This is a genomic window from Pseudomonas svalbardensis (assembly GCF_030053115.1).
Classification (GTDB): domain Bacteria; phylum Pseudomonadota; class Gammaproteobacteria; order Pseudomonadales; family Pseudomonadaceae; genus Aquipseudomonas; species Aquipseudomonas svalbardensis.
The window spans coordinates 5,008,029-5,031,806 of sequence record NZ_CP125619.1 but is presented as its reverse complement, the minus strand read 5'-3'; the positions used below and the strand labels follow the sequence as shown (position 1 = coordinate 5,031,806).

General features: G+C 60.0%; 22 protein-coding genes. 11 read left to right on the top strand and 11 right to left on the bottom strand.

The genetic code is table 11. From position 1 onward, the window contains the following. Positions 1-106: 106 nt before the first annotated feature. Entirely contained in the window at positions 107-1,624 is a 1,518-nt protein-coding gene (locus QFX16_RS23200; RefSeq protein ID WP_283181500.1) for an MDR family MFS transporter, read from the bottom strand. An 80-nt stretch (positions 1,625-1,704) separates the two neighbouring features. After that, a complete protein-coding gene (pobA, locus tag QFX16_RS23195) occupies positions 1,705-2,898 on the bottom strand; it encodes a 4-hydroxybenzoate 3-monooxygenase (RefSeq protein ID WP_283181499.1) in 1,194 nt (397 codons plus the stop codon). 179 nt (positions 2,899-3,077) lie between these two features. On the opposite strand from pobA, the gene QFX16_RS23190 reads away from it, so the two are divergent. After that, a complete protein-coding gene (locus tag QFX16_RS23190) occupies positions 3,078-3,974 on the top strand; it encodes a helix-turn-helix domain-containing protein (RefSeq protein WP_283181498.1) in 897 nt (298 codons plus the stop codon). 9 nt (positions 3,975-3,983) lie between these two features. Here QFX16_RS23190 and QFX16_RS23185 read toward each other — a convergent pair whose 3' ends face one another. Beyond that, a complete protein-coding gene (locus tag QFX16_RS23185) occupies positions 3,984-4,205 on the bottom strand; it encodes a hypothetical protein (protein WP_283184665.1) in 222 nt (73 codons plus the stop codon). A gap of 177 nt (positions 4,206-4,382) precedes the next feature. Continuing rightward, positions 4,383-5,288, bottom strand: a complete 906-nt coding sequence (locus QFX16_RS23180; protein WP_283184621.1) for a LysR family transcriptional regulator — start codon at positions 5,286-5,288, stop codon at positions 4,383-4,385. A 114-nt stretch (positions 5,289-5,402) separates the two neighbouring features. On the opposite strand from QFX16_RS23180, the gene QFX16_RS23175 reads away from it, so the two are divergent. Then, complete coding sequence (locus tag QFX16_RS23175) at positions 5,403-6,284, top strand: MBL fold metallo-hydrolase (protein ID WP_283181497.1); 882 nt, start codon at positions 5,403-5,405, stop codon at positions 6,282-6,284. A 41-nt stretch (positions 6,285-6,325) separates the two neighbouring features. Further along, entirely contained in the window at positions 6,326-6,940 is a 615-nt protein-coding gene (locus tag QFX16_RS23170; RefSeq protein WP_283181496.1) for an NAD(P)-dependent oxidoreductase, read from the top strand. A gap of 182 nt (positions 6,941-7,122) precedes the next feature. Here the strand turns inward: QFX16_RS23170 and QFX16_RS23165 are convergent, their stop codons facing one another. Next, a complete protein-coding gene (locus tag QFX16_RS23165; RefSeq protein ID WP_283181495.1) occupies positions 7,123-8,004 on the bottom strand; it encodes a LysR substrate-binding domain-containing protein in 882 nt (293 codons plus the stop codon). 159 nt (positions 8,005-8,163) lie between these two features. On the opposite strand from QFX16_RS23165, the gene QFX16_RS23160 reads away from it, so the two are divergent. The 6 genes from QFX16_RS23160 to QFX16_RS23135 all read left to right on the top strand — a co-directional run bounded on the left by QFX16_RS23160 (position 8,164) and on the right by QFX16_RS23135 (position 15,599). Further along, positions 8,164-9,801 carry a 5-guanidino-2-oxopentanoate decarboxylase gene (locus QFX16_RS23160; RefSeq protein ID WP_283181494.1) on the top strand — a complete coding sequence of 546 codons (1,638 nt, stop codon included), beginning with the start codon at positions 8,164-8,166 and terminating at the stop codon, positions 9,799-9,801. 8 nt (positions 9,802-9,809) lie between these two features. Continuing rightward, positions 9,810-11,258 (top strand): aldehyde dehydrogenase family protein, encoded by a 1,449-nt coding sequence (locus QFX16_RS23155; RefSeq protein ID WP_283181493.1) that lies wholly within the window; start codon positions 9,810-9,812, stop codon positions 11,256-11,258. A 218-nt stretch (positions 11,259-11,476) separates the two neighbouring features. Continuing rightward, entirely contained in the window at positions 11,477-12,580 is a 1,104-nt protein-coding gene (locus QFX16_RS23150) for an extracellular solute-binding protein (RefSeq protein WP_131063254.1), read from the top strand. A 194-nt stretch (positions 12,581-12,774) separates the two neighbouring features. After that, a complete protein-coding gene (locus tag QFX16_RS23145; RefSeq protein ID WP_283181492.1) occupies positions 12,775-13,683 on the top strand; it encodes an ABC transporter permease in 909 nt (302 codons plus the stop codon). Continuing rightward, positions 13,680-14,528: an ABC transporter permease gene (locus QFX16_RS23140; RefSeq protein ID WP_283181491.1), complete on the top strand. Its 849-nt coding sequence runs from the start codon at positions 13,680-13,682 to the stop codon at positions 14,526-14,528. Before QFX16_RS23145 ends, QFX16_RS23140 begins: the two co-directional genes overlap by 4 nt. Positions 14,529-14,543: 15 nt before the next feature. After that, positions 14,544-15,599 (top strand): ABC transporter ATP-binding protein, encoded by a 1,056-nt coding sequence (locus tag QFX16_RS23135; protein ID WP_283181490.1) that lies wholly within the window; start codon positions 14,544-14,546, stop codon positions 15,597-15,599. A gap of 135 nt (positions 15,600-15,734) precedes the next feature. Here QFX16_RS23135 and QFX16_RS23130 read toward each other — a convergent pair whose 3' ends face one another. Then, entirely contained in the window at positions 15,735-16,664 is a 930-nt protein-coding gene (locus tag QFX16_RS23130) for an AraC family transcriptional regulator (RefSeq protein WP_149628398.1), read from the bottom strand. A gap of 335 nt (positions 16,665-16,999) precedes the next feature. Here QFX16_RS23130 and QFX16_RS23125 point away from each other — a divergent pair, with 335 nt between their 5' ends. Beyond that, positions 17,000-17,353: a putative quinol monooxygenase gene (locus tag QFX16_RS23125; protein WP_283181489.1), complete on the top strand. Its 354-nt coding sequence runs from the start codon at positions 17,000-17,002 to the stop codon at positions 17,351-17,353. A 41-nt stretch (positions 17,354-17,394) separates the two neighbouring features. After that, positions 17,395-17,625: a hypothetical protein gene (locus QFX16_RS23120; RefSeq protein ID WP_134417485.1), complete on the top strand. Its 231-nt coding sequence runs from the start codon at positions 17,395-17,397 to the stop codon at positions 17,623-17,625. Here QFX16_RS23120 and QFX16_RS23115 read toward each other — a convergent pair whose 3' ends face one another. The 5 genes from QFX16_RS23115 to QFX16_RS23095 all read right to left on the bottom strand — a co-directional run bounded on the left by QFX16_RS23115 (position 17,626) and on the right by QFX16_RS23095 (position 23,757). Beyond that, entirely contained in the window at positions 17,626-18,255 is a 630-nt protein-coding gene (locus QFX16_RS23115; RefSeq protein ID WP_283181488.1) for a flavin reductase family protein, read from the bottom strand. It abuts the gene before it with no gap. 245 nt (positions 18,256-18,500) lie between these two features. Next, positions 18,501-18,692 carry a hypothetical protein gene (locus QFX16_RS23110; protein ID WP_283181487.1) on the bottom strand — a complete coding sequence of 64 codons (192 nt, stop codon included), beginning with the start codon at positions 18,690-18,692 and terminating at the stop codon, positions 18,501-18,503. A 274-nt stretch (positions 18,693-18,966) separates the two neighbouring features. Beyond that, the gene (locus QFX16_RS23105; RefSeq protein ID WP_283181486.1) at positions 18,967-20,286 is read right to left on the bottom strand and encodes an MFS transporter; all 1,320 of its coding nucleotides are present in this window, start codon (positions 20,284-20,286) and stop codon (positions 18,967-18,969) included. Between the two features lie 379 nt (positions 20,287-20,665). Beyond that, positions 20,666-21,997 carry a sigma-54-dependent transcriptional regulator gene (gene mifR, locus QFX16_RS23100; RefSeq protein ID WP_283181485.1) on the bottom strand — a complete coding sequence of 444 codons (1,332 nt, stop codon included), beginning with the start codon at positions 21,995-21,997 and terminating at the stop codon, positions 20,666-20,668. Then, positions 21,991-23,757: a sensor histidine kinase gene (locus QFX16_RS23095; protein WP_283184620.1), complete on the bottom strand. Its 1,767-nt coding sequence runs from the start codon at positions 23,755-23,757 to the stop codon at positions 21,991-21,993. The genes mifR and QFX16_RS23095 overlap by 7 nt, the downstream gene beginning before the upstream one ends. Between the last annotated feature and the right edge of the window lie 21 nt (positions 23,758-23,778).

Sequence of the window (23,778 nt, the reverse complement as noted above, 5' to 3'; positions counted from 1 at the left end):
AGCAGGCTCGCTCCCACAGTAGATCTCCAGTGATCACAGCATTTGTGTACGACGGAGATCCAATGTGGGAGCGAGCCTGCTCGCGAATGCAGGCGCTTCGGTCTATCTACCGAACCTTATCCTCGCGCCCACGCAACACCATGTTCGGCATGGCAATCGCCGCCGCCAGCCCCAGCAGCGACACCGCCGCGCTGACCATCAACAAATTCTGGAAGGTCAGCAGCAGTTCGGCACGCAAGGCGTTCTGCGCATCCCCCGGCGCGGCGTTCAAACCATCGAGTAAGACATTTCCGGAACTGCCCTCGGCAATCATCGAAGAGCCGGCCAGGTGGGCAAAACTTGAGTCCTGTAACAACGCCAGCAGCAGGGCTGACATCAAGGCCACACCCACCGCACCGCCCAGTGAGCGGAACAGGTTGGTAGTGCTGGTGGCGACACCAATGTCCCGTTGAGCCACCGCGTTCTGCGTTCCGACCAGGGAAGTCGGGAACTGCATGCCGCTAGCGATCCCGCTGAGCAACATAAACAGACTACTGAGCACAAAGGCCTGGGGAGGACTGAACGCCATACCGAGTATCGAAATCGGCATGAGCAGGGCGCCGGTCAGGATCATGGGTTTGTAGCGCCCGGTCACTGAAGTCCGGCGGCCGGCGAAATACGCGCCGACCGGCAAGCCCATCGCTAGCGGCAACAGGTGCAGCGCGGCGCTGTCGGCCCCGGCGCCGGTAACGCTCTGGAAGCGCAGCGGCATCAACACAATCAGCGAGATCGCCTGGAAACTGGTGAAGAAGATCGTGCACCAGCACAGGATCGCATTGCGATTGGCGAACAAATGCATTGGCAGCAGCGGCTCCCGCGTCCGGCGTTCATGCCAGACCAACAGCGCCAGTACCAACACCGCACAACCGAGCAGGCCCAGCACGTCGGCGCTACGCCACGAATGGCCCTGGCCGACCTGGGTGATGCCCAGCAGCAAGGCGGTCAAGCCGATGATCATCAGCAACGTGCCGAGGTAATCGATGATCGGTTTGCGTTGCGGCACTGGCAGACCCACCAACGTTCGATTGGCCACCAGCCAGGCACCGAGGCCCAACGGCAGGTTGATCAAAAATACCCAGCGCCATGACAGGTACTCGGTCATGTAACCGCCGAGTACGGGGCCGGCCACGCTGGCCACTGCGTACATGCTGCTGAAATAGCCTTGATAGCGGCCGCGCTCCCGGGGCGGCACGATGTCGCCGATGATCGCCTGGCTGACCGAAATCATTCCGCCGGCGCCGATGCCCTGAAGAATTCGCGCCAGCACCAGTTGCTCCATGCTCTGGGCCATGCCGCAGAAAAACGAAGCAACCGTGAACAACCCCATGCCAAACAGCATCAACTTGCGTCGACCGTAGAGATCGCCCAGTTTGCCGTAGATCGGCACGGCCACCGTCATCGCCACCATGTAGCCGGAAATCACCCAGGCCAGCAGGCTGACGTCCTTGAATTGTGCGGAAATGGCCGGCATCGACACGGCGACGATGGTCTGGTCCAGCGCGCCAAGAAAAATCGCCAGCATCAGGGCGATCAACACGCTGCGAATGGCCGGTTTTGGCGTTTCGGGCTGGTTGAGATTGGTCACGGGTTAGAACCTGCGGACAGTGATTGACCCGCAAGGAGCAAGGCGAGCGGGGATGCTCGCCAGTGTAAGTCGATAGCAGGCTATTCGATAGCCTCGTATGGAAGGCCGACGTAATTTTCTGCAATGGTTTTTCGACCGGCCTCGGAGTCGACGAAGTACCCCAGTTCCGACTCGGCAATCCGCTGACTGAAGGCGTCGTTATCGTCAAAGCGGTGCAGCATCGAGGTCATCCACCAGGAAAACCGTTCGGCTTTCCACACCCGACGCAGGCAGACCTCGGAGTATTTCTCCAGCAAATCCACACGGCCTTCTCGATAAACCTTCAGCAGAATGTTGAACAGCGTACTGACGTCGCTGGCCGCCAGGTTCAGGCCCTTGGCGCCAGTAGGCGGGACGATGTGCGCGGCGTCGCCGACCAAAAACATCCGTCCGTACTGCATCGGTTCGACGACAAAGCTGCGTAACGGCGCGATGCTTTTTTCGATGGAAGGCCCGGTGATCAACGACGCTGCCAACGCGCAAGGCAGACGGGATTTGAGTTCATCCCAGAAGCGCTGATCAGACCAGTTCTCGACGTGCTCGTCGGCCGGCACCTGGAGGTAATAGCGAGTGCGGGTGGCCGAACGCATGCTGCACAGGGCAAAACCGCGCTCATGCCGGGCGTAAACCAGCTCTTCGTGCACTGGCGGGGTATCGGCAAGAATTCCCAGCCAGCCAAACGGATAGACTCGCTCGAACACGTTCAGGCACTCGGCAGGAATCGACTGCCGGGCCACGCCATGGAAACCGTCGCACCCGGCGATGTAGTCGCAATCGAGTCGATACAGTTCGCCGTCCTTCTCAAAAGTCACGAACGGCTCTTCGGTTTTCATCCCGTGAGGAACGACGTTGCCTGCCTCGTAAATCGTCTGTGTACCGGCCTCCCGACGAGCGGCCATCAGGTCGCGGGTGACCTCGGTCTGGCCATAAATCATCACCGTTTTGCCACCGGTCAGGGCTTGCAGATCGATGTGTACGCGGCGTGCGTCGAGGGCCAGTTCGAAGCCTGTGTGGACCAGCCCTTCGGCGTCCATGCGCTGACTCACCCCGGCCTGGCGCAACAGCTCTACCATGCCTTGTTCGAGGACGCCGGCACGGATTCGTCCGAGCACATAGTCCGGCGTCTGGCGTTCGAGAATGAGGGTGTCGATGCCGGCATTGTGCAGCAACTGGCCGAGCAATAAACCGGACGGACCGGCGCCGATGATGGCGATTTGCGTTTTCAGCGTTTTCATTGTTTTTATGACTCGCAAGCTTCACGCGACCAAGGCCGGTGAATAATTTTTATGGATCGAGTGCTTGCATTTTTCTCTCGCGAGTCTGTCAATTGAAGGGGAAAACTGAGCCGATACCTGTACATTCTGCCAATCGGTGCGATTATCGCCCGCCTACCCCCGAGGCCTGGATTGAAGTGATGAACAAGCCTGACCTACCTTCGATTCCAGTGTTCAAGCTCTACGGTGAAAGCCTGGATTGGCCGACCCCGGACTTGCTGCACTGTGAAACCATTTCCAAACGCAGCCGCGAACACCAATGGGAAATCAAACCCCACCGCCACGCCGATTTGTGTCAGCTGCTCTTCGTATTCAAAGGTCAGGCAGAGCTTGAAATCGAAGGCAAGCGTACGCAATTGACCGAGCCGGCGATCCAGATCCTGCCACCGCTGTCCGTTCACGGTTTCCGGTTTTCCGAGGACGTCCAAGGGTTTGTGGTTACTCTTGCCGCGCCGCTGGTCGCCCATCTTCAGGCGCAACTGGGCAATTCGGTGAACGCCCTGGCCCAGGCCGAAAGTTATCCGGCGGGCAAGGAAGGCGACTACCTCAATAGCCTGTTTTCAGCGCTGCAAGACGAATACACCGGCCACCAGCCGGCTCGCGAAATGCTCATGCATTCGCTGGTCAGCGTGATCATGGTGTGGGTCAGCCGCCAGGTGATTTCCCGCCGCAACGCCAGCCAGCGTCCGCAGCGTGCCCGGGAATATCTGAACGGTTTTATCCAACTGGTGGAAGAGACCTATCGCCAACACGTCAAGGTCGAAGACCTGGCCCATCGGCTGGGGATTTCCGTGTCCCACCTCAACGGCACCTGCCGTGAGCTGGCGGGACAACCGGCGTTGCAGATCATGCACGAACGTCAATTGCTGGAGGCCAAGCGCTTGCTGACCTACACCAGCATGACCATTTATGAGATGTCCGACGTGTTGGGGTTCTCTGATCCGACCAACTTCACGCGCCTGTTCCGGCGTCGAGTGGGGATCTCGCCCAAGGCATTTCGTGACCGTTTGAAGGCCGATCAGGACAACGAGGCCTGATCCCCTTCGTTACTTGAGGGCGTTGAGGGTCGCATTGTGGGGAATGCAGCGCTCGAAGTTGCAGCTCGCGTATTCACGGGGCATTTGTCGCAATTGCTCGACGCGCCAGGCCGCGGTGCCATACAGCGCGAGCGTGGCCGCGCAGGTGATGAAAATCGCGAGGTATCTTCTTGTTTTGATGTTCATGGCGTTGACCTCTGAACGAATACCCTTCGGTACTAGTTTCAGCATAGGTCAGCGCCAGTGAGTTGCCAGCAACGCGGCTTACGCATGTACCCCGACATTCAGAACACTGATGAACCCCTGTGGGAGCGAGCCTGCTCGCGAATGCGGTGGGTCAGTCGAAATCATTGTTGGATGATCGACCGCTTTCGCGAGCAGGCTCGCTCCCACATTTTTTTGATTCGGTTACAGGCCGATATCCCACTCCGGCTCTTCCGGAAATCTGAGCACCAGAAAATCCAGCATGCTGCGCAACGCCGCCGGCATGTGTTTGCGTGAGGCATACACCGCGTAAATGTTCATTTGTCGGGGTTCAGCGTGGGGCAGCAGGCGGATCAGTTCGCCGCTGTGGATATGCACGCCGGCCTGATAACTGGGGAGCATCGCCACCCCGGCGCCGGCCATCGCCGCGCGCAATAACGTGCTGGCTTCGTTGGCGCTGATGTTGCCCTGCACCGGCACTGACACCTGCTCGCCGTCCTCCTCGAAATGCCAGAGGCTTTTGCCGAAGTAGGAGTGGGTCAGGCAATTGTGCTGGCTCAGATCCTCGACCCGCAGCGGCGTCGGGTGTTCGAGCAGATAAGCGGGGGAGGCGCAGATCACCGAGCGGCAGACCGTCAGCCGTCGCGCGATCAGGTTCGGGTCCAGGTCGTTGCTGGTGCGGATCGCCAGATCGATGCGTTCATCCACCAGGTTCACCGTGCGGTCGAGCATCTGCAGGTCGATGCTGACGCCGGGATAACGTTTGACGTAAGCAGCCATGGCATCCGCCAGTTGTGCCTGACCAAACGAGGTGCTGACGCTGATGCGCAACACGCCGCGCGGTGCCTCGTCCGGTTCGCTGACGGCGGCTTGCATGTCCGTGGACAAGTCGAGCATCTGCCGACAACGAGGCAGGATTTCACTGCCGGCGGCGGTCAGGCTCAGCTTGCGCGTGGTGCGGTGCATCAGGCGTGCGCCGACCCAATCCTCCAGCTCCGCCAGATAGCGCGAAACCACTGGCCGTGAAAGGTCCAGGTGATCGGCGGCGGCCGACTGGCTGCCGAGGTCAACCACCGTGACGAACACCCGCATTGCTTGTAGACGATCCATCATTTGCCCGCTTTCAGAAACAAACTATGTTCCAGCATCGCATTTTTTGTACTGAGTCATGCAACTAAGCTCTGTCCCATCGCCAAGCACGGCATTCGGACAACGGAGCAACAGATGATCGGCTTCACCTCGCTTAAACGTATTTTGCTGGCCACCGCCACCCTCGGTTTCGCCGCCCATGCCGCGGCAGCATCGAGCCTGACCCTGGATGTCTACAACCCGGGCGACAAGGCGATCTTCCCGGTGACCTCGGTGTTGGTCAGCGGCGAGAAAGACGCGATTTTGGTGGATGCACAATTTGGCAAATCCCAGGCCGAGCAAGTGGTCGAAAAGATCCGCGCCAGCGGCAAGCAATTGACCACCATCTACATCAGCCACGGTGATCCGGATTACTACTTCGGCCTCGACGCCCTGACCGCCGCATTCCCCAATGCCAAAGTGCTCGCCTCGCAGCCGACCGTGGATCACATCCAGAAAACCGTCGACGGCAAACTGGCGTTCTGGGGGCCGAAAATGGGCACCGACGTACCGGGCAAAACCATCGTGCCGGATGTCCTCAAGGTCGACAGCTTGATGCTCGAAGGGCAGAAATTGCAGGTGGTGGGGCTGGACGGCAAGCAACCGGATCGCACCTTTGTCTGGATTCCGTCGATCAAGGCTGTGGTCGGTGGCGTCGTCGTCGCAGAAAACATCCACGTGTGGATGGCCGACACCCAGACGCCGCAGTCCCACGCCGATTGGCTGACCACGCTGCACGCCATCGAAACCCTGAAACCGAAAACCATCGTGCCGGGTCATTACCTTGGTGAGAGCGCCCGTTCGCTGGCCGCCGTGCAGTTCACCGCCGATTACATCAAAGTCTTCGACGAAGAAACCGCCAAGGCAAAGGACGCTGCCGCACTGATCGCCGCGATGAAAGAACGCTACCCGAAGCTGGGTGAAGAAAGCTCCCTGGAACTGAGCGCCAAAGTCGCCAAGGGCGAGATGAAGTGGTAACCCGATTCGCCCACTCACACTGATCCACACTGGAGAACGTCATGAGCAAGATCGCAATCATTGGTGCCACCGGTCGTGCCGGTAGCCAACTGTTGGAAGAAGCCCTGCGCCGTGGTCACAGCGTCACTGCCATCGCCCGCGACACCTCGAAGATCGGCCAGCGTGCCGGTGTGGTCAGCAAAAATGTTGATGCCCTCGACGCCGAGGCCTTGCAAGCGGCAGTCGCGGGTCATGACGTGGTGATCAGTGCTGCGCACTTCGCGACCCTTCCTGCCAGCGCCGTCATCGAGCCGGTTCAGAAGGCCGGCGTAAAACGTCTGTTGGTGGTGGGCGGTGCGGGTTCGTTGTTGTTGCCGGACGGCACTCAGGTGATCGACAGCAAGGGCTTCCCGGAGGAATACAAAGCCGAGGCGGGTGCCGGCGCTTTGTTTCTTGGGAACCTGCGTGAGGAAAGCGATCTGGACTGGACCTTTCTTTCGCCGTCGGCAGAGTTTGTCGAAGGTGAGCGCACGGGGACGTTTCGGATCGGCAAAGATGATTTGCTGGTGAGTAGCGAAGGGCGTAGCTGGATCACTTTTGCCGATTATGCGATTGCGATGCTGGATGAAGTGGAAGTGCCGAAGCATTCTCGGCAGCGGTTTACTGTCGGCTACTGATCCTCGTAACACCACAAACCTGTAGCAGCTCGCGCAGCCTGCGTTCGGCTGCGCAGCAGTCGTAAACCGATATCCACAGTTTTTCTGACACACCGCGGTGGATGGTTTTACGACTGCTGCGCAGCCGAACGCAGGCTGCGCCAGCTGCTACAGGGTGCAATTCAGCGCAAGGGTACGATCAGTTAGCGCGCCTGAGCCTGCTCCACCAACCACCCCATCAACTCACGCAACTTCGGCGAAGGGCCGGGTTTTTCCGGGAAAACCAGGTAATACGCCAACCCCGTCTTCACCTTCAATTCAAACGGCATGACCAGCCGCCCGGCACTCAAATCATCGCCAATCAACGACCAATCCCCGATCGCCACGCCTGTCCCTTGGGACGCCATCGACATCGCCAGGTCCAGCGTTTCGAAATGCTGACCCTTGCCAACATTGCTCAAGCGAATATCCGCGGTGGCCAGCCAGGCCTTCCAGTCCCGTTCATCCCGGGTCGGGTGCAGCAACATGTGCTGCTCCAGATCCTCCGGCGTCAGCAGCGGCACCGGACCTTCGAGCAACGGCTTGGAACAGACCGGCGTCAGTTGTTCATCAAACAGATGTTGAGACACCAATGAACTGTCCGGCGGTGCGCCGTACATCACCGCTGCATCGAACTGCTCGCGATGAAAATCCACACCGTGCTTGACCGTGGTGGTCAATTCCACCGGCACATCCGGGCGCTCCCGTTGCCAGTGCAACAGCCGTGGCAACAGCCAGCGCATGACACACGTCGGGGCCTTGAGTTGCAGGGTTTCGCGCTTCTCGCCGATCTGTTCCACGGCTTCGTCGATCAAGCCGAAAATCTGCTGGACCCGTGGCAGCCATTCCCGTCCTTCGGCCGTCAAACCAAGGCCTCGGGCCTGGCGAATGAACAGTTCATAACCCAGATGTTCTTCCAGCCCGGCAATCTGCCGACTCACCGCACCTTGGGTGATGTACAGCTGTTCGGCAGCACGGGTGAAGTTGCAGCACTGCGCGGTAATCAGAAAAGTGTGCAGCGCCGGCAGGGGAGGCAATCGTTTCATTGGGATCCAAGGTATGACGTGAGGACATGGCTAGTATGACTTTTTATCCATTGTTGCGGCTACGTGTCGCCCGTTCCAATGAGGCCATCCCTGGACCTGCCAACGCATCATAAACACTGCGCAGGTCCGGCGTCTCAAACGAACAAAAAGGGCAAAGACATGGCGACGTGCGGCGAAGTATTGGTCAAGTTACTCGAAGATTACGGGGTCGAGCAGGTGTTCGGCATTCCCGGGGTTCACACCGTGGAGCTGTACCGCGGGCTGGCCCGTTCGAGCATCAACCACGTCACCCCGCGTCACGAACAGGGCGCCGGTTTCATGGCTGACGGTTACGCTCGCACCAGCGGCAAGCCGGGTGTGTGCTTCATCATCACCGGCCCTGGCATGACCAACATCACCACCGCCATGGGCCAGGCCTACGCCGACTCGATCCCGATGCTGGTGATCTCCAGCGTGCAATCGCGCAGCCAGTTGGGCGGCGGTCGCGGCAAGCTCCACGAGCTGCCGAACCAGAGCGCATTGGTCGGTGGCGTTGCGGCGTTCTCCCACACCTTGATGTCGGCGGCTGAATTGCCGGGCGTCCTGGCGCGTGCCTTTGCGCTGTTCCAGGCCGGCCGTCCGCGTCCGGTTCACATCGAAATTCCGTTGGACGTATTGGTCGAAGAGGCCGATGACCTGCTCGCCAGCGTACCCGTGAACATCGACCGCGCCGGTGCCTCGCCGAGCGCAATCAGCCGCATGACCGCGCTGCTGGCCGGTGCCAAGCGCCCACTGATTCTCGCCGGTGGCGGCGCCATTGATGCCGCGGCCGAGTTGACTGAACTGGCCGAACTGCTGGACGCCCCGGTGGCCCTGACCATCAATGCCAAAGGCATGCTCGAATCCAACCATCCTTTGTTGATCGGCTCGACCCAAAGCCTGGTCGCGACTCGTGCTTTGGTGGCTGAAGCTGACGTGGTGTTGGCGATCGGCACCGAACTGGCCGAGACCGATTACGACGTCACCTTCGCTGGCGGCTTCGAGATACCTGGCGTGCTGCTACGTGTGGACATCGACCCCGACCAGACCGTGCGCAACTACCCGCCGAAGGTCGCGTTGGTGGCCGACTCGCGCAACGCCGCCCAGGCCTTGCTGAGTGCGCTGTCGTACAAGTCGCTCGCCGAGCGCCATAATGATTGGGGCCAAGTGCGTGCCGCACGCTTGCGCGACGAACTGGCCGCCACCTGGGACGCTCCGACCTTGGCCCAGACCCGTTTCCTGGAAACCGTCTTGCACGAACTGCCAAACGCAGTCTTCGTCGGCGATTCGACCCAACCGGTGTACACCGGCAACCTGACGTTCAACCCGGAACGCCCGCGTCGCTGGTTCAACTCGTCCACCGGTTACGGCACCCTCGGTTATGCCTTGCCGGCAGCGATCGGCGCCTGGCTCGGCGGCACCGTTGAAAATGGTGCCCGGCCGCCAGTGGTGTGCCTGATCGGCGACGGCGGCCTGCAATTTACCCTGCCGGAACTGGCCAGCGCCGTTGAAGCGCGCACGCCGGTGATCGTCCTGCTGTGGAATAACCAGGGCTACGAAGAGATCAAGAAATACATGGTCAACCGCGCCATCGAGCCGGTTGGCGTGGACATCTACACCCCGGACTTCATCGGTGTCGCCAAGGCGCTGGGCTGTGCAGCCGAAGCCATCAACGGTGTCGAGCAACTGCGCAACGCACTGCGCGCCGCCGCCGATCGCCAGGGCCCGACCCTGATTGAAATCGATCAGACGCAGTGGATGAAGGCGGTGTCGAAATGACTTTCCGCATGACTTTCCCAACGACACTGGACGGCCTGTTCATTGATGGCCAATGGTCGGCCGGCACCGAACATTTACGCGTGATCAACCCGGCGACCGAAGCCCTGTTGACCACCGTGAATGGCGGCGATGAACGTGCTGTCGATCAAGCCGTCACTGCGGCGACCGACGCCTTCAAGGATTGGTCGAAAACCACCGGCGCCGAGCGCGGCGCGATCCTGCGCAGAATCGCTGCGGGCGTGCAGGCCGGCCGCGAACAGTTGATGCATTTGCAGTCGAGCAACAACGGCAAACCGCTGTTTGAAGCCGCCATCGATGTCGATGACGTGATCGCCACCTTCGAGTACTACGCAGGTCTGGCCGAAGGGCTCGATGCCAAGCAAGACAGCAAGGTGGAGCTGCCAACCGACGACTTCAGCGCTCGTGTGCGCCGCGAGCCGTGTGGTGTGGTTGGCCTGATCGTGCCGTGGAACTTCCCGATGGTCACCACCGCCTGGAAACTCGCCCCGGCTTTGGCCGCGGGTTGCTGCGTGGTGCTCAAGCCTTCCGAAGTGACACCGCTGCCGGAACTGGAACTGGCAGCGATCATCGCCGAGGCCGGCCTGCCCAAGGGCGTGTTCAACCTGGTCTGCGGCACTGGCCTGGCCGTCGGCGCGCCGTTGTCCGCTGATCCGCGCATCGCCAAAATTTCATTCACCGGCAGCAACGCCGTCGGTGTTCAAGTCATGCAACGTGCCGCAGAAACCGTGAAGGGCGTGAGCCTGGAACTGGGCGGTAAATCCTCGCTGTTGGTGCTCAAAGACGCCGACATTGAACTGGCCGTGGAAGTGGCCTGTGGCGGTGGTTTCTTCAATGCCGGGCAGATGTGTTCCGCCACCAGCCGTGTGCTGGTCGCTGATGAACTGGCCGATGAATTCCTCATCCGTTTGAAGGCCCGCGCCGAAGCCATTCGTGTAGCCGACCCGTTCGACCCGAACGTGGAAATGGGCGCACTGGTCAATCAGGCGCAGTACCAGCGCGTGCTCGGTCACATCGATCGTGGTTTGAGTGCTGGCGCCAAGCTGGTTTGCGGCGGCAATCGTCCAGCAGACCTGTCGCGCGGCTATTTTTTGCAGCCGACGATTTTCACTGAAGTGCCCCTCGACAGTGCGCTGTGGTGTGAAGAGATCTTCGGACCAGTGATCTGCGTGCGCAGTTTTGCCTGCGAAGCCGAGGCGATTGCCCTGGCCAACGACACCCAGTTCGGTCTGGTGGCCAGCGTCGTCACTCGCGACGCTGAAGTTGCAGATCGGGTCGCCAACGCCTTGCAGGCGGGGCTTGTGTGGATCAACGCGCCGCAAGTGATCTTCCCGCAGGCCGCTTGGGGTGGCTACAAACAGAGCAGCATCGGCCGCGAATTGGGGCCGTGGGGCTTGCAGGCTTTCCAGGAAATAAAACACGTGATTCGAGCGGTCTGACGGCTCGAAAAGGGTCAGCGCATGCCTCGCGATGAGGCATGCGCTGGCGTCATGGCTTTAATGAGTTTTTATCGATAGTCAGGTGTTTTGCACGACCTCAGGATGAAGCGGTCGGCTCAACTCAAACCCTTTGAAACCGGGGGTTTGGTGCTGATCTGGGCGCGCGGATGCAACGGTTGCGACCAACCTCATACTTACAAAAACAAAGGGAGTCCTTCATGGGCGAGCATGATTTAAACAGACGTCAATTCATTAAAACCGTGGGCGTGGCGTCCGTAGCCGCGGCGGCCATGAGTTTGCCCTTCGTCAAGGCCAATGCCAGCGACACACGCTTCCAGGGCAAGACCCTGCGTTTGCTGACCTGGTCGGATGACACCGGTCTCGCCGCACTGCGCAACATCGCGGCAACCTTCGAAGACAAGTACGGCTGCAAGGTCATCGCTGACCGCACTGGCAGCACCTCGGAAATGGTCGCCAAACTCAAGGCCGCTGGTGATCGTCCGCAGTACGACATCATCACCCTGGCCGGCGTCGGCGCCGAAGGTCTGGCCGCGGCCAACCTGCTGGAAAAACCCGACCTCAACCGCATTCCCAACCTGGTCGATGTACCGGAGAAATACCGCACCGGCGCCAACGGTCACGGCATCGGTTACCTGCTGTGGTGCAACAGCCTCGTCTACAGCACCCGCACCATCAAGGAAGCGCCGGACAGTTACGCGGCCCTGTGGGACGCCGAGCTGTCGCCGAACATCTTCCTGCCGCCGCCGAACTGGACCGAAGCGATGGACCTGATCATCATCGCCGCCAAACTGGCCGGTGGTGACGAACACAACATCGAACCGGGCTTCAAGAAGCTCGCCGAGCTGAAAGATCGCGTAGTGACCCTGGGCGAAAACCCGAACCAGATCGCCGAACTGTTCCGTACCGGCTCGCTGGACATGGGTGGCTTGTACGCACCGGCATTCTTCCCGAAACAGATCCGCGATCCGGCTTACGGTCTGGGCGCCACCTTCGGCATGAAGGAAGGTTTCTACACCGACCTGATGCTCTCGGTGATGCCGAAGAATCGTCCGGGCGACACCGACCTGGTCTACGCCTTCATCAACCACTCTCTGGACCCACTGGTGCAGGGCAAGATGGCTGAGGACATCTACAACGGTCCGGTCAACGCCAAGGCGATCATCTCCGCCGAAGCGCGCAAGAGCCCGTACATCCTCACGCCTGAGCAGATTGCCGAGAAGGCGATCATGCACGACAACGCCTTCCTGGCCTCCGTGCATGACCAATGGATTCGTCGTTACACGGAAATCTTTTCTTCCTGATCGAGTGACGAACACAGGTCCTGAAAACTCTATAGATCCCCTGTGGGAGCGAGCCTGCTCGCGATTGCGGACTGACATTCAGCATTGATGTCGACTGACAAATCGCTATCGCGAGCAGGCTCGCTCCCACAAGGGCCAATGTGATTTCGAGGCCTGTGCTCGCTCAGCTGCTTTCCATTGACGAGACCCTTGCTATGGAACACCAACCTCTGACTCATCCGGTCGCCGCCGCTTCAGTGCGCACCAATCGGGGTGTTTCGCCGACGACGCGTGCCTGGATTTTCCTCTCGCCGTCGATGCTGTTTCTGGGCGTATTGATCGCCGCCAGCCTGCTGGTACTGCGCATGAGCGTGGGCACCAAAGGCGCGGAATGGACCGGGTTCAGCCTGGCCAGTTACGCCCAATTGCTGGAACCGTATTACCTCAAATCCTTGCTGCTGACCCTGCGTCTGGCGCTGATCAGCGCGGTGATCGCGGTCGTGCTGGCGATTCCGGTGGCTTACACCATGTCGCGGCTGACCTCACCGTTTGTGCGACGGATCTTCCTCGCCGCGGTGCTGCTGCCATTGCTGGTCAACCTGCTGCTGCAAAGCTACGGCTGGCTGGTGATTCTGGGACCTGGCGGGATGCTCAACCAGGCACTGATGGGCCTGGGCCTGATCAAGCGCCCGATCATGTTGCTCTACAACCAGAACGGCGTACTGATGGGCCTGGTGCAAACCGCGTTCCCGTTGGCCGTGCTGCCGATTGCCAGCGCCATGCGCGGCGTCGCCCGTACTTATGAAGAAGCCGCTGCAACGCTGGGTGCCAGCCGTTTGCAGGTGTTCCGTCAGGTGGTGCTGCCGATGAGCATGCCGGGGATCATCACCGGCGCGACGTTGGTATTCGCCTACAACGCCAGCAGCTTCGTGGTGCCTTTGCTGCTCGGTGGTCGACGCGTGCCGATGCTGGCCGTGATGGTCCATGACCAGATCGCCCCGCTGATGAACTGGCCCGCAGCGTCTGCTGCCGGTGTGGTGTTGATTGTCACCACGCTCGCGATCATGACCTTGTCCGAATACATCACTGGCCGTCGTCGGCGCATGCTGGAGGCTTCGCAATGAGCTCTGTGATCAAGAAACGTTATGGGCTGCTGCCCGGCGAGACCGGCAAGTTTGCCGGCATCCTGTCGGGCTTCATCCTGCTGCTGGCGGTGTTGCCGATCCTGACCATGATTGTGATGTCGTTCAGCGGTGCGTCGAACCTCGACTTCCCGCCGAGCAGCTACAGCCTGCAATGGTACAAGGCTGCCTGGAACACCTTCGTGTCGCCGGATTCCAGCGATGTGCTGAGCCTCGGCAAAGCCATGACCACCAGCTTGATGGTGGCGTGCCTGACCATGGTGTTTGCGACGATTGTCGCGGTGCCGGCAGCCTATGCCCTGACCCGTTGCGAGTTCCGCGGTAAAGCCGTGGCGCTGCAACTGATGTCGCTGCCGCTGGTGTTTCCGATGGTGGTGTTGGGGCTGGCGTTGCTGCTGGTGTTTGACAGCCTGCCCTTTCAAATCACTACGTCGCGACTGGTGATTGCCCACGTGATCCTGGCGCTACCGTTCGTGGTGAAAAACTGCACCGCCGCGATGCTCTCCATCGGCAGCGAAGTCGAAGAGGCCGCGCAGATGCTCGGTGCTTCGCCGACCCGGGCGATTATCGATGTGGTGGTGCCGCTGATGAAGTCGGGGATTCTGGCGGGGATGCTGCTGGCGTTCATCGTCTCGTTCAACGAATTCACCGTGACCTACTTCCTCTACACCATCGACGTCATGACCGTGCCGATCTGGATGTACAGCCGCACCGTGTCATCGCTCGACCCAACCGTTTTCTCGTTTGCCGTGCTGATCGTGCTGATCGACTTCGTCCTGATCTGGGCGTTGGAGAAGTTAGTCGGTGAAGGTGGCGTTTCGTTCTGATTCTTGAGGTGCAACATGACTGGTCTGATTCTGGAAAACGTCGAGAAACATTACGGCTCGGCCTGCGCGGTAAAAGATGTAAACCTGCATTTGCCTGAGGGCAAACTGGTGTGTTTTCTTGGCCCTTCGGGCTGCGGCAAAACCACGTTGCTGCGAATGATCGCTGGGCTTGAAACCCTGAGCGGCGGAGAGATTCGCCTGGACGGTGAAGACATCGGCCATACGCCTGCGCATTTGCGTAACTTCGGCATGGTGTTTCAGTCGCTGGCGCTGTTTCCGCACATGACGGTGGGGGAGAACATCGCCTATCCGCTGAAACTGCGTGGGGTCAGCAAGGCTGATCAGCAGGCGCGGGTGGTGGAGTTGTTGCAACTGATTCAGTTGCAGGAAATGATCGACCGTCCGGTGTCGAAACTCTCTGGTGGCCAACGTCAGCGCGTGGCGATTGCCCGGGCGATTGCCAATCACCCGAAAATTCTGCTGCTCGACGAACCGCTGTCGGCGCTGGACGCCAAGCTGCGCGAGTCGATGCAAGTGGAAATCCGTCAGCTGCAACAACGCTTGAACATCACCACCATCATGGTGACCCACGACCAGCGTGAAGCCATGACCATGGCGGATATCGTCGTGGTATTGGGTGAGCATCGCGTGCAGCAGGTGGGCACGCCGATTGAGATTTATCGTCACCCGGCCAATGAATTTGTCGCGGACTTTATCGGCTCGGGCAACATCTTCCCGGCCACGGCACTGGGCAACGGCAAGATCGGGCTGCCGGGTGGCGATGCGCTGGAAGTGCCGATCTGCAGCAGCATCGTGGTGGGTGAGAAAGTGAAGATGCTGATTCGCCCTGAGGACCTGCAACTGTCGCATCCACAGGCGACGGCGGGGAATCGGTTGCTCGGTAAGGTGACGTTTGTGCGTGATATTGGCGCGACGATTGAGACGACTGTGGAGTGTTCCGGGGTGTCGTTTACAGCGTTGAGTACGCCGTGTCAGGGGTTTGGGTTGAGCATTGGCAATCCGGTGTCGGTGACCCTTCCGGCTGAGGCGTGCCGCGTACTCGGCGCCTGACTGACTGGCCCCATCGCGAGCAGGCTCGCTCCCACAGTGGATCTCCTGTGAACACAGAATTTGTGAACACCTCAGATCAAATGTGGGAGCGAGCCTGCTCGCGATGAGGCCGGCAAAACCAGCACAAAAATCAGATCAGACGGTCAACCGCAACCGCGCCAAATCCCGCAACGGCGGCGCCCCGAACAACCGGCTGTACTCTCGGCTGAATTGCGAAGGGCTTTCATACCCCACTCGATACCCCGCTGCCGAAGCTTCCAGCCCTTCCGCCAGCATCAACCGCCGCGCTTCTTGCAGGCGCAGTTGTTTCTGATACTGCAACGGACTCATCGCCGTCATCGCCTTGAACCGGTGATGCAACGTCGACACGCTCAGGTTCACTTCCTTCGCCAGATCATCGATGCGCAACGGCTGTTCATAGTTGCCGTTGAGCCATTTGATCGCCTGGCTGATGCGATGGCTCTGGCTGTTGGCGATAGCGATTTCGTACAGCCGATGCCCCTGCTGGCTGCGCAACAACCGATAAAGAATCTCCCGGCGAATCAGCGGTGCGAGCATGGCGATGTCTTTCGGCGCATCCAGCAAACGTGCCAGACGCAACACCGCGTCAAGCATCGCGGTGTCGATCCGTTCAACATACAAGCCGCGTCCCGTCGGCCGGGTGGGCACACCGAGAGGGCCAGCGTCGGCAATCAGCGCAGTGATTTCTGCCGGATCAATGTCCAGCCGCACCGCGAGGATCGGTTCTTCAGACGTGACGTTCACCACGCGTCCGCTCAATGGCATCGAGACGGAGACCACCAGGTAATTCAGCGGATCGTAGTTGAAGTATTCATCGGCCAGCCTGACCTCTTTACGGCCCTGCGCCATGATGCACAGCGCGGGTTGCGCCAGTACCGGGGCAAACTCATGGGACTTGCTATGGCGAGACATGAAGAGCGAGCCGACGGCAGTCGCATAAGTGCCATCCTCCGCCGTGTTATGGCGAATGATAGCGGCCAGTTCCGCGCGCTGTTTCTCCATGTCGGCGTCCAGCGGGGCTTCAAAGTGATCGAGCGACGACATGCAAGGCATCCTCGGTGGGGCGTCAATAATGAGGTGAGCTTAAGTTTGTGCAAGACGAGGCGGTAGACACATCCTGCCTCAACCTTGCCTGATTCTGCACGGAGTGAATTAACGGCACCTCTATGTCATGGCAACCCAAGGAAAACTTGCTTGAAAGCCCTGTTTCATTGGCACGAAAGCTTTAACAGGTTGTTATAGGTTTTTCGAGAAGCCGCGCAGGATTGTGCAACAAGCCGGCAGGAATCGACTAGCCGCGCTTCTACTTGCGCGCTTAACCTTTGATCCTGTCGCAGCCCGTCCCACGGCTGCCACTCGAGTACCTGGGAGGGTTAACCATGTCTACGCAGATCCCCGTCAGTCATATGGCCTTTGTCCGCGCCCGCGCCGGGCGTTCGGCGGAACTCGGTGCGCGCCTCAGCGCTTTGATCGAACCGTCTCGTAGCGCACCGGGTTGCTTGAGCTTTGCGCTGCAGCATTCGCAATGCGATCCCGAGTTGTGGCTGGTGTCCGGTTTCTGGATGAACCAGCAGGCCATGACCGCTTATTTCAGCACCCCGGCCATGCAGATTTTTGCCGAGTTGGTGCAAGACCTGGTGGTCAACAGCCTGGATTTTCATACCTTCAAGGACGTGTCGGCTGCCCAGGCGCTGGGGCAGTCCCAGTCGTGGGTACACAAAATGGCGGGTTGAGGGTTTAATGGCTCAACTCTCAATCAGCCAGGATCCGCGACATGGCACGCAAAGCCTTTGAAACCTTCGAAGCCGTATCTGCCGTAGTACCCCGTGAAGGCGGCTATCACGCCGCAATCGCCACCAAGGCCATCGGTGGTTCGGGTGCACCGCGCTTTCACAAGCTGCTCGAAGAACAGACCTTCAAAACTGCCCATGAGGCCGATGAAGCCGCCGCGCTGCAGTTGACACACCTCAAAGGCGTCAGCGAAGACGGCGACCTGATCTGGTAATTACTTGACCGCCCCCGGGCGATACATCTTGAACAACGCCTCAGGCCCCAGCTGGAAATAATCCGCTGGCCCGCCGCCGCGCAGGATCGGTTCTGCCGCGGCGGTGTCGTACACCCCATCCTTCAACAGCCACTTGGCGATATGCACGGCGACCACTTCGCCGAGTATCAGCCAGCTCGGCACCACTTCGCCGTCCGCCCGCTGCAACTGAATGATCTGCGTGACCTTGCACTCGAAGGACACCGGACTTTCGGCGACGCGCGGCACCTGAATGATTTTCGACGCTGCCGGGGTTAGCCCGGACAGCTCGAACTCGTTGACCTCAGGCGGGACCATGGCAGAGCACCGGTTCATCTGCTCGGCCAGCGGACGGGTCGCCAGGTTCCAGGCGAACTCGCCGGTTCGCTCGATGTTATTCAGGCTGTCTTTGCGCCCGACACTGGAAAACCCAATGATCGGCGGAATGTAGTTGAACGCGTTGAAGAAACTGTAAGGCGCCAGGTTCAGGCGGCCATCGGCATCCTGAGAGGAAATCCAGCCAATGGGGCGCGGGCCGACGATGGCATTGAACGGGTCATGCGGCAGGCCGTGGCCGTTGGCGGGTTCGTAGAAATGGATGTCGTCAGCCATGGCGTAAATTCCTGGGGGGCTCGGGAGGCGGTCATGGTGCAAGGGCGAGCCGATTATTTCCAGCAATGAGATTCCAATGTGGGCTTGCTCGCGAAGACGGCGTCACATCCAACAAATAAGTTGCCTGTTAAACCGCTTTCGCGAGCAAGCCCGCTCCCACAGGGTTCTGTGTCGATTCTGGATTTGTGTTCTTCCAGAAACGAGTAAGCCCGGCCGAAGCCGGGCTGTGAACCTTCCTCCAACTATTAGCCGATGGATTCTGCGGTACCGGTTTTATCGAAACCGTCAGCGGCATAGGTATCAGAATGAGCTCGTTCGACGGAGGCGCTGGCTTCGGACGCGAAGGAGGCCGAGCCGGTTTTGTCGTAACCATCAGCGGCAAAGGTGTTGGCAGCCAATACGGAAAGGGTCAGGGCGAGGATCAGTTGGATTTTCATGATGTGTACTCCAGGTTCGTTCGCAATGAATACGTTCAGGCGCTGATTCAGGGCCTGCAACTGATATACGTGCGTCACGTTGATGTGGATGCAGTCGGCTGCAGAATGCGGCTGGAGCATTAACCGATCGTTATCTCGCTGGAGGGATGTACCAAGGGTATTAGCGGGGGGCTTTGTAGGTGCAGGAGGTGCGGCGCAGTTGTCTTGTTACCGAGTTGTCCCCATCGCGAGCCTGCTCGCGATGGGGACAATACAGCCACCATCAATGTGACTGTCAGTCCGTCTCGATCCGCGAATGCTTGCGGGTGTCTTTCATGGTGATGTACACCAGCAACGACACGGCAATACACGCGGTGACATACCAGTAGTAACCAGTTTCCATGCCGATGCTCTTGAACCACAGTGCGATGTATTCAGCGGTGCCGCCGAAGATCGACACGGTCAGCGCGTACGGCAGGCCAACGCCCAGGGCGCGGATTTCGGTCGGGAACAATTCGGCTTTGACCACCGCGTTGATCGAGGTGTAGCCGCTGACGATGATCAACGCCGCCATGATCAGGAAGAACGCGCCCCACCACGTCTGGATGGTGTGCAGGGTGGTCAGGATCGGCACGGTGAACAGCGTTCCGAGAACACCGAAGGCAATCAGGATTGGCCGGCGACCGACTTTATCCGAGAGCCCGCCAATGATCGGTTGCAGGCACATGAACAGGAACAGCGTGGCGGCCGAAATAGTGGTGGAGTCGGAGATGCTCATGCCGACGGTGTTCACCAGGTATTTCTGCATGTACGTGGTGTAGGTGTAGAACGCCAGCGTACCGCCCATGGTCAGGCCGACCACGGTCATCAGTTCCTTCGGATGGCGCATCAAGGTGCGCATCGCGCTTTCCTTGGCCTTCTCTTTCTTGGTGAAAGACTCGGTTTCTTCCATGCCACGACGCAGGTAGAGCGCGACCACGGCACACAGCGCGCCGATGGCGAACGGAATGCGCCAGCCCCAGGCGTACAGCTCTTCAGTGGTCAGGGTCTGTTGCAGCACGATCAACACCGCCAGGGCGATGAGCTGGCCGGAGATCAGGGTCACGTACTGGAAGCTGGAGTAAAAGCCGCGACGTTCCTTGGTCGCCATCTCGCTGAGGTACGTCGCCGAGGTCCCGTACTCGCCACCGACCGACAGACCTTGCAGCAAACGGGCGAAAATCAGCAGGATCGGTGCGCCGATGCCAATGGTTTCATAACCCGGGCTCAGGGCGATCAGCAGCGAGCCGAAACACATCAGGTACACCGAAGCCATCAGCGCTTTCTTGCGACCGGCCTTGTCGGCGTAGAGGCCCATCAACCAGCCACCGATCGGGCGCATCAGGAAGCCCACGGCGAAGATCGCGGCGGTGTTCAGCAGTTGTGCGGTGGTGTCGCCTTTGGGGAAAAAGGCTTTGGCAAAGTACAGGGAGAAGGCGGCGTAGACGTACCAGTCGTACCACTCGACCATGTTGCCGACAGAGCCGCTGAAGATCGATTTGATGCGACTGGCAGTGGTTCTTTCTTTGGCAGGCGAAGCTGCCGACCCAAGAGGCAGGGTTTGTGAGTTATCCATGACGGATCCTTCATTTAATTGTTTTTGTGGAGCGCGTTGAAACGCAGCCTGCTTGGGCTATAGCAGGAGGTGTGCCAACGGGAGGAGGGCCGGTTTAGAGGGGGTGACGGGGTTTTATGAGCGGATGTTTGCTTATGAGTGATGGGGGCGTGAGCGGAAATCCGCTTGTTCAGGGAGAAACACCCCTCACCCTAACCCTCTCCCCAAAGGGGCGAGGGGACTGACCGAGGTGTTCTTGGAGCTACATCGACCTGAAAGACCGAGCCGAACGCAGCTTTGAAAACAACACAAATCTGCTCCCTTTCCCCCTCTCCCCGTTGGGGAGAGGGTTGGGGTGAGGGGATGGATTTCAGCATCACTGAAAATCCCGCGTGAAAACTCACTCCCCCAAAAACATCTCCCGACTCAACCCATGTCGCTGCATTTTTTCATTGAAGGTCCGGCGCGGCAGCTGCAGCTCTTCCAATACTGCTTTCACATCACCCTTATGCCGGGTCAACGCCGCGCGCAGACAATGCGCTTCAAACGCTTCCTGCTGCGCCGCCAGCGATTGCCCAGGATCAATCCCCACCGGTTCCGGCTCACCCAGTCCCAACACTTGCCGCTCGGCGACGTTCGCCAATTCGCGCACATTTCCCGGCCAGTCGTGGCTCAGCAGGTGGCTCAACTGCGGGCCGCTCAGCGGTGGAAACGTACGCCCCAAACGCTCGGCGGCATTGTGCGCAAACGTCTCGAACAACAACGGAATGTCTTCACGCCGCTCGCGCAACGGTGGCAGCCGCAACTCGGCCACGTTCAACCGATAGGCCAGGTCCTCGCGAAAACGTCCGGCCCGGGCTTCGTCGAGCAAGTCGGGTTTGGTCGCGGCGATGATTCGCAAATCCACGCGGATGCTCTGATTGGAGCCCAACCGCTCCAGCTTCTGCTCCTGCAACACCCGCAGCAATTTCACCTGCTGAGCCAGCGGCATGCTTTCGATTTCATCGAGAAACAGCGTGCCGCCATCGGCGTATTCGAGCTTGCCGATGCGTTTGCCCGAGGCGCCGGTGAACGCGCCGCTCTCGTGGCCGAACAGCTCGGCCTCGAACAACTGCTCGGGGATCGCCGCACAGTTCAATGCCACAAACGGTTTGTCGGCCCGCGGGCCGAAGTCGTGCAGGCAACGGGCAACCAACTCCTTGCCGCTGCCGGTTTCACCACGTATCAACACATTGACCGGCAGCGTCGCCAGGTCCAGCACTTGCCGACGCAGCGTCTGCAAACCACGGGACACGCCCAGCAACGTCGCATCGAGTTTGGCGCGGTTGTCCGCCTGCTCATGCAGGGCGCGGTTTTCCAGCACCAGCCGCCGCTTGTCCAGCGCACGGCGCAGGCTGCCGAGCAGGGTTTCGGGGCTGAAGGGTTTTTCAAGGAAGTCGTAGGCGCCATCGCGCATCGCTTCGACCGCCATCGGCACATCGCCGTGACCGGTCAGCAGAATCACCGGCAAGTCGGCATCGCGCCGCTGAACTTCGGCCAGCAGTTCCAGGCCGGTCATGCCCGGCATGCGCACGTCGCTGAGGATCACCCCGGGGAAATGCTTCGGCAGCTGCGCCAGGCACTCATCGGCGCGGCTGAACAACTGCACCTCGAACCCCGACAGGCTCAGCCATTGTTCGACGGCACTGCGAATACTGCTTTCGTCGTCGACCACCATCACTGAGTTCAGCATGAGCCAGGTGCCTCCAGGTCGATGGGCAAGGTCACGGTAAACACCGCGCCGTTTGCATGATTGTCGGCGCTCAGGCGTCCACCCGATTCATGAACGATGGCAAAGGATACGGCCAGCCCGAGGCCCAGGCCATCACCCACCGGTTTGGTGGTGAAGAACGGATCAAACACGTTGGCCAAGTGCTCTTCGGCAATGCCGCCACCGTTGTCAGTAACGGTCAGGCGCCAGAGTTGTTCGTCGGCTTCGAGACGGATTTCCAGGCGTTTGCAGGGCTTGTCCTGCATGGCGTCCAGGGCATTGCGCAGCAAATTGATAAGCACCTGTTCCAGACGAATCGCATCGCCACGCACCCAGGCCGGGCGCGTCAGGTGCAGCACCGTGCTGACCTGTTCATCGCGCAACCGTGTGTCGAGCAGAAGCAACGATTGGTCGACCACCGCCGCCAGGTCCAGGCGTTCGCGTAAACCGCTGGGGCTTTTACGGGCGAAGGTTTTCAGGTGGCCGGTGAGGGCGGCCATGCGCGTCAGCATGTCATCCACCGGTTTGAGCGCCTTGTAAGCGTCGTCAACCCTGCCGTGATCGAGCAGCAGCCTCAGAGTAGCAAGCTGCATGCGCTGGGCGGTCAATGGCTGATTGATTTCATGGGCCAGCGCGGCAGACATCTGGCCGAGAGCGGCGAGTTTGGCCGATTGCACCAGACCGTCCTGAGCGGTGCGCAGGTCGCGGGTGCGTTCTTCCACCAGTTGTTCGAGCTCTTCGCGACTGCGCTGGCGCAGCTTGGCCAGACGCCAGCGCTGATTGAGGAACAGCAACAGAAACACCACCGCCAGCCACAACCCGGCGGCGGCGAGCCCGGCGTTGCGGCTGTCTTCGAACGCGATTTGCGGGCGGCGCAGCAGGTGCAACGTCCAGCCTTCAGTGCTCAGTGGCAGCGATTCCCACAGGTAACTCGCCGTCCCGTCAGGACCCACGACCCGCGTCAGGTCACTGTTGTCGTCGAAGCGCCGCACCGATTGATACTCGAGCGGTGTCAGCGGTTGTTTATCGTATTGACGGGTGACCTTGAGTTCGGCGTGATCGCTGTCACTCAGCGGTTTCAACAGGCGATAGCGCCAGCCCGGCTGGTTGGCGATGAAGATAATCCCGCGTGCATCGCTGACCAGCAGCGTGTCGCTGCCCTGGCGCCACTCGCGCTCCAGTTCCGGGAATTCGAGTTTCACCACCATGGCGCCGAGGAACTGGCCGTCGTCACCGGTGACCGCGCTGGACAGGAAGTAACCGGGAATGCCGCTGGTCACGCCCACCGCGTAAAAACGCCCGGTGCCTTGGGTGCGCGTCTGGCTGAAATAGGGGCGAAAACCGTAGTTGTGGCCGACGTAACTACTGGGCAAACGCCAATTGCTGGCGGCCACGGCGAGGCCGGTGTGGTCGAGCAGTTCCAGGGTCGATGAGTGGGCTGCGCCGTTGATTTTTTCCAGTTTGCGGTTCAACGCAAGCTGCTGTTCGGGGCTCACTTCACCGCTTAGCGCGGTGCGCAGTTCCGGGTCCAGCGCCAATACGGCGGGCAGGGCGCGGTAGCGATCAATCAGGGTATGCAGGGAATTGGCGTAGAGCGCCAATTGCTGATTGGCGCGGGCGGCGTCTTCGACCAGGGCCTGGCGCTCGGTATGGCGCATGGCCAAACCGGCCGCCAGCGCTGCGCCGGCAACGATCAGCAAGGTGTACAGCATCAGACGTAACGTCCGGGAGGTCGCAAGCATGGCGTAGTAAACAGTCAGCAA

What these genes read in the sequence shown, in the direction of transcription:
- QFX16_RS23180 (WP_283184621.1), bottom strand. Translation starts at nt 5,288, where the DNA reads ATGGATCGTCTACAAGCAATGCGGGTGTTCGTCACGGTGGTTGACCTC.
- QFX16_RS23095 (WP_283184620.1), bottom strand. Translation starts at nt 23,757, where the DNA reads ATGCTTGCGACCTCCCGGACGTTACGTCTGATGCTGTACACCTTGCTG.
- QFX16_RS23170 (WP_283181496.1), top strand. Translation starts at nt 6,326, where the DNA reads ATGAGCAAGATCGCAATCATTGGTGCCACCGGTCGTGCCGGTAGCCAA.
- QFX16_RS23120 (WP_134417485.1), top strand. Translation starts at nt 17,395, where the DNA reads ATGGCACGCAAAGCCTTTGAAACCTTCGAAGCCGTATCTGCCGTAGTA.
- pobA (WP_283181499.1), bottom strand. Translation starts at nt 2,898, where the DNA reads ATGAAAACGCTGAAAACGCAAATCGCCATCATCGGCGCCGGTCCGTCC.
- QFX16_RS23110 (WP_283181487.1), bottom strand. Translation starts at nt 18,692, where the DNA reads ATGAAAATCCAACTGATCCTCGCCCTGACCCTTTCCGTATTGGCTGCC.
- QFX16_RS23155 (WP_283181493.1), top strand. Translation starts at nt 9,810, where the DNA reads ATGACTTTCCCAACGACACTGGACGGCCTGTTCATTGATGGCCAATGG.
- QFX16_RS23130 (WP_149628398.1), bottom strand. Translation starts at nt 16,664, where the DNA reads ATGTCGTCGCTCGATCACTTTGAAGCCCCGCTGGACGCCGACATGGAG.
- QFX16_RS23185 (WP_283184665.1), bottom strand. Translation starts at nt 4,205, where the DNA reads ATGCTGAAACTAGTACCGAAGGGTATTCGTTCAGAGGTCAACGCCATG.
- QFX16_RS23175 (WP_283181497.1), top strand. Translation starts at nt 5,403, where the DNA reads ATGATCGGCTTCACCTCGCTTAAACGTATTTTGCTGGCCACCGCCACC.
- QFX16_RS23145 (WP_283181492.1), top strand. Translation starts at nt 12,775, where the DNA reads ATGGAACACCAACCTCTGACTCATCCGGTCGCCGCCGCTTCAGTGCGC.
- QFX16_RS23105 (WP_283181486.1), bottom strand. Translation starts at nt 20,286, where the DNA reads ATGGATAACTCACAAACCCTGCCTCTTGGGTCGGCAGCTTCGCCTGCC.
- QFX16_RS23150 (WP_131063254.1), top strand. Translation starts at nt 11,477, where the DNA reads ATGGGCGAGCATGATTTAAACAGACGTCAATTCATTAAAACCGTGGGC.
- QFX16_RS23140 (WP_283181491.1), top strand. Translation starts at nt 13,680, where the DNA reads ATGAGCTCTGTGATCAAGAAACGTTATGGGCTGCTGCCCGGCGAGACC.
- QFX16_RS23115 (WP_283181488.1), bottom strand. Translation starts at nt 18,255, where the DNA reads ATGGCTGACGACATCCATTTCTACGAACCCGCCAACGGCCACGGCCTG.
- QFX16_RS23135 (WP_283181490.1), top strand. Translation starts at nt 14,544, where the DNA reads ATGACTGGTCTGATTCTGGAAAACGTCGAGAAACATTACGGCTCGGCC.
- QFX16_RS23190 (WP_283181498.1), top strand. Translation starts at nt 3,078, where the DNA reads ATGAACAAGCCTGACCTACCTTCGATTCCAGTGTTCAAGCTCTACGGT.
- mifR (WP_283181485.1), bottom strand. Translation starts at nt 21,997, where the DNA reads ATGCTGAACTCAGTGATGGTGGTCGACGACGAAAGCAGTATTCGCAGT.
- QFX16_RS23160 (WP_283181494.1), top strand. Translation starts at nt 8,164, where the DNA reads ATGGCGACGTGCGGCGAAGTATTGGTCAAGTTACTCGAAGATTACGGG.
- QFX16_RS23125 (WP_283181489.1), top strand. Translation starts at nt 17,000, where the DNA reads ATGTCTACGCAGATCCCCGTCAGTCATATGGCCTTTGTCCGCGCCCGC.
- QFX16_RS23165 (WP_283181495.1), bottom strand. Translation starts at nt 8,004, where the DNA reads ATGAAACGATTGCCTCCCCTGCCGGCGCTGCACACTTTTCTGATTACC.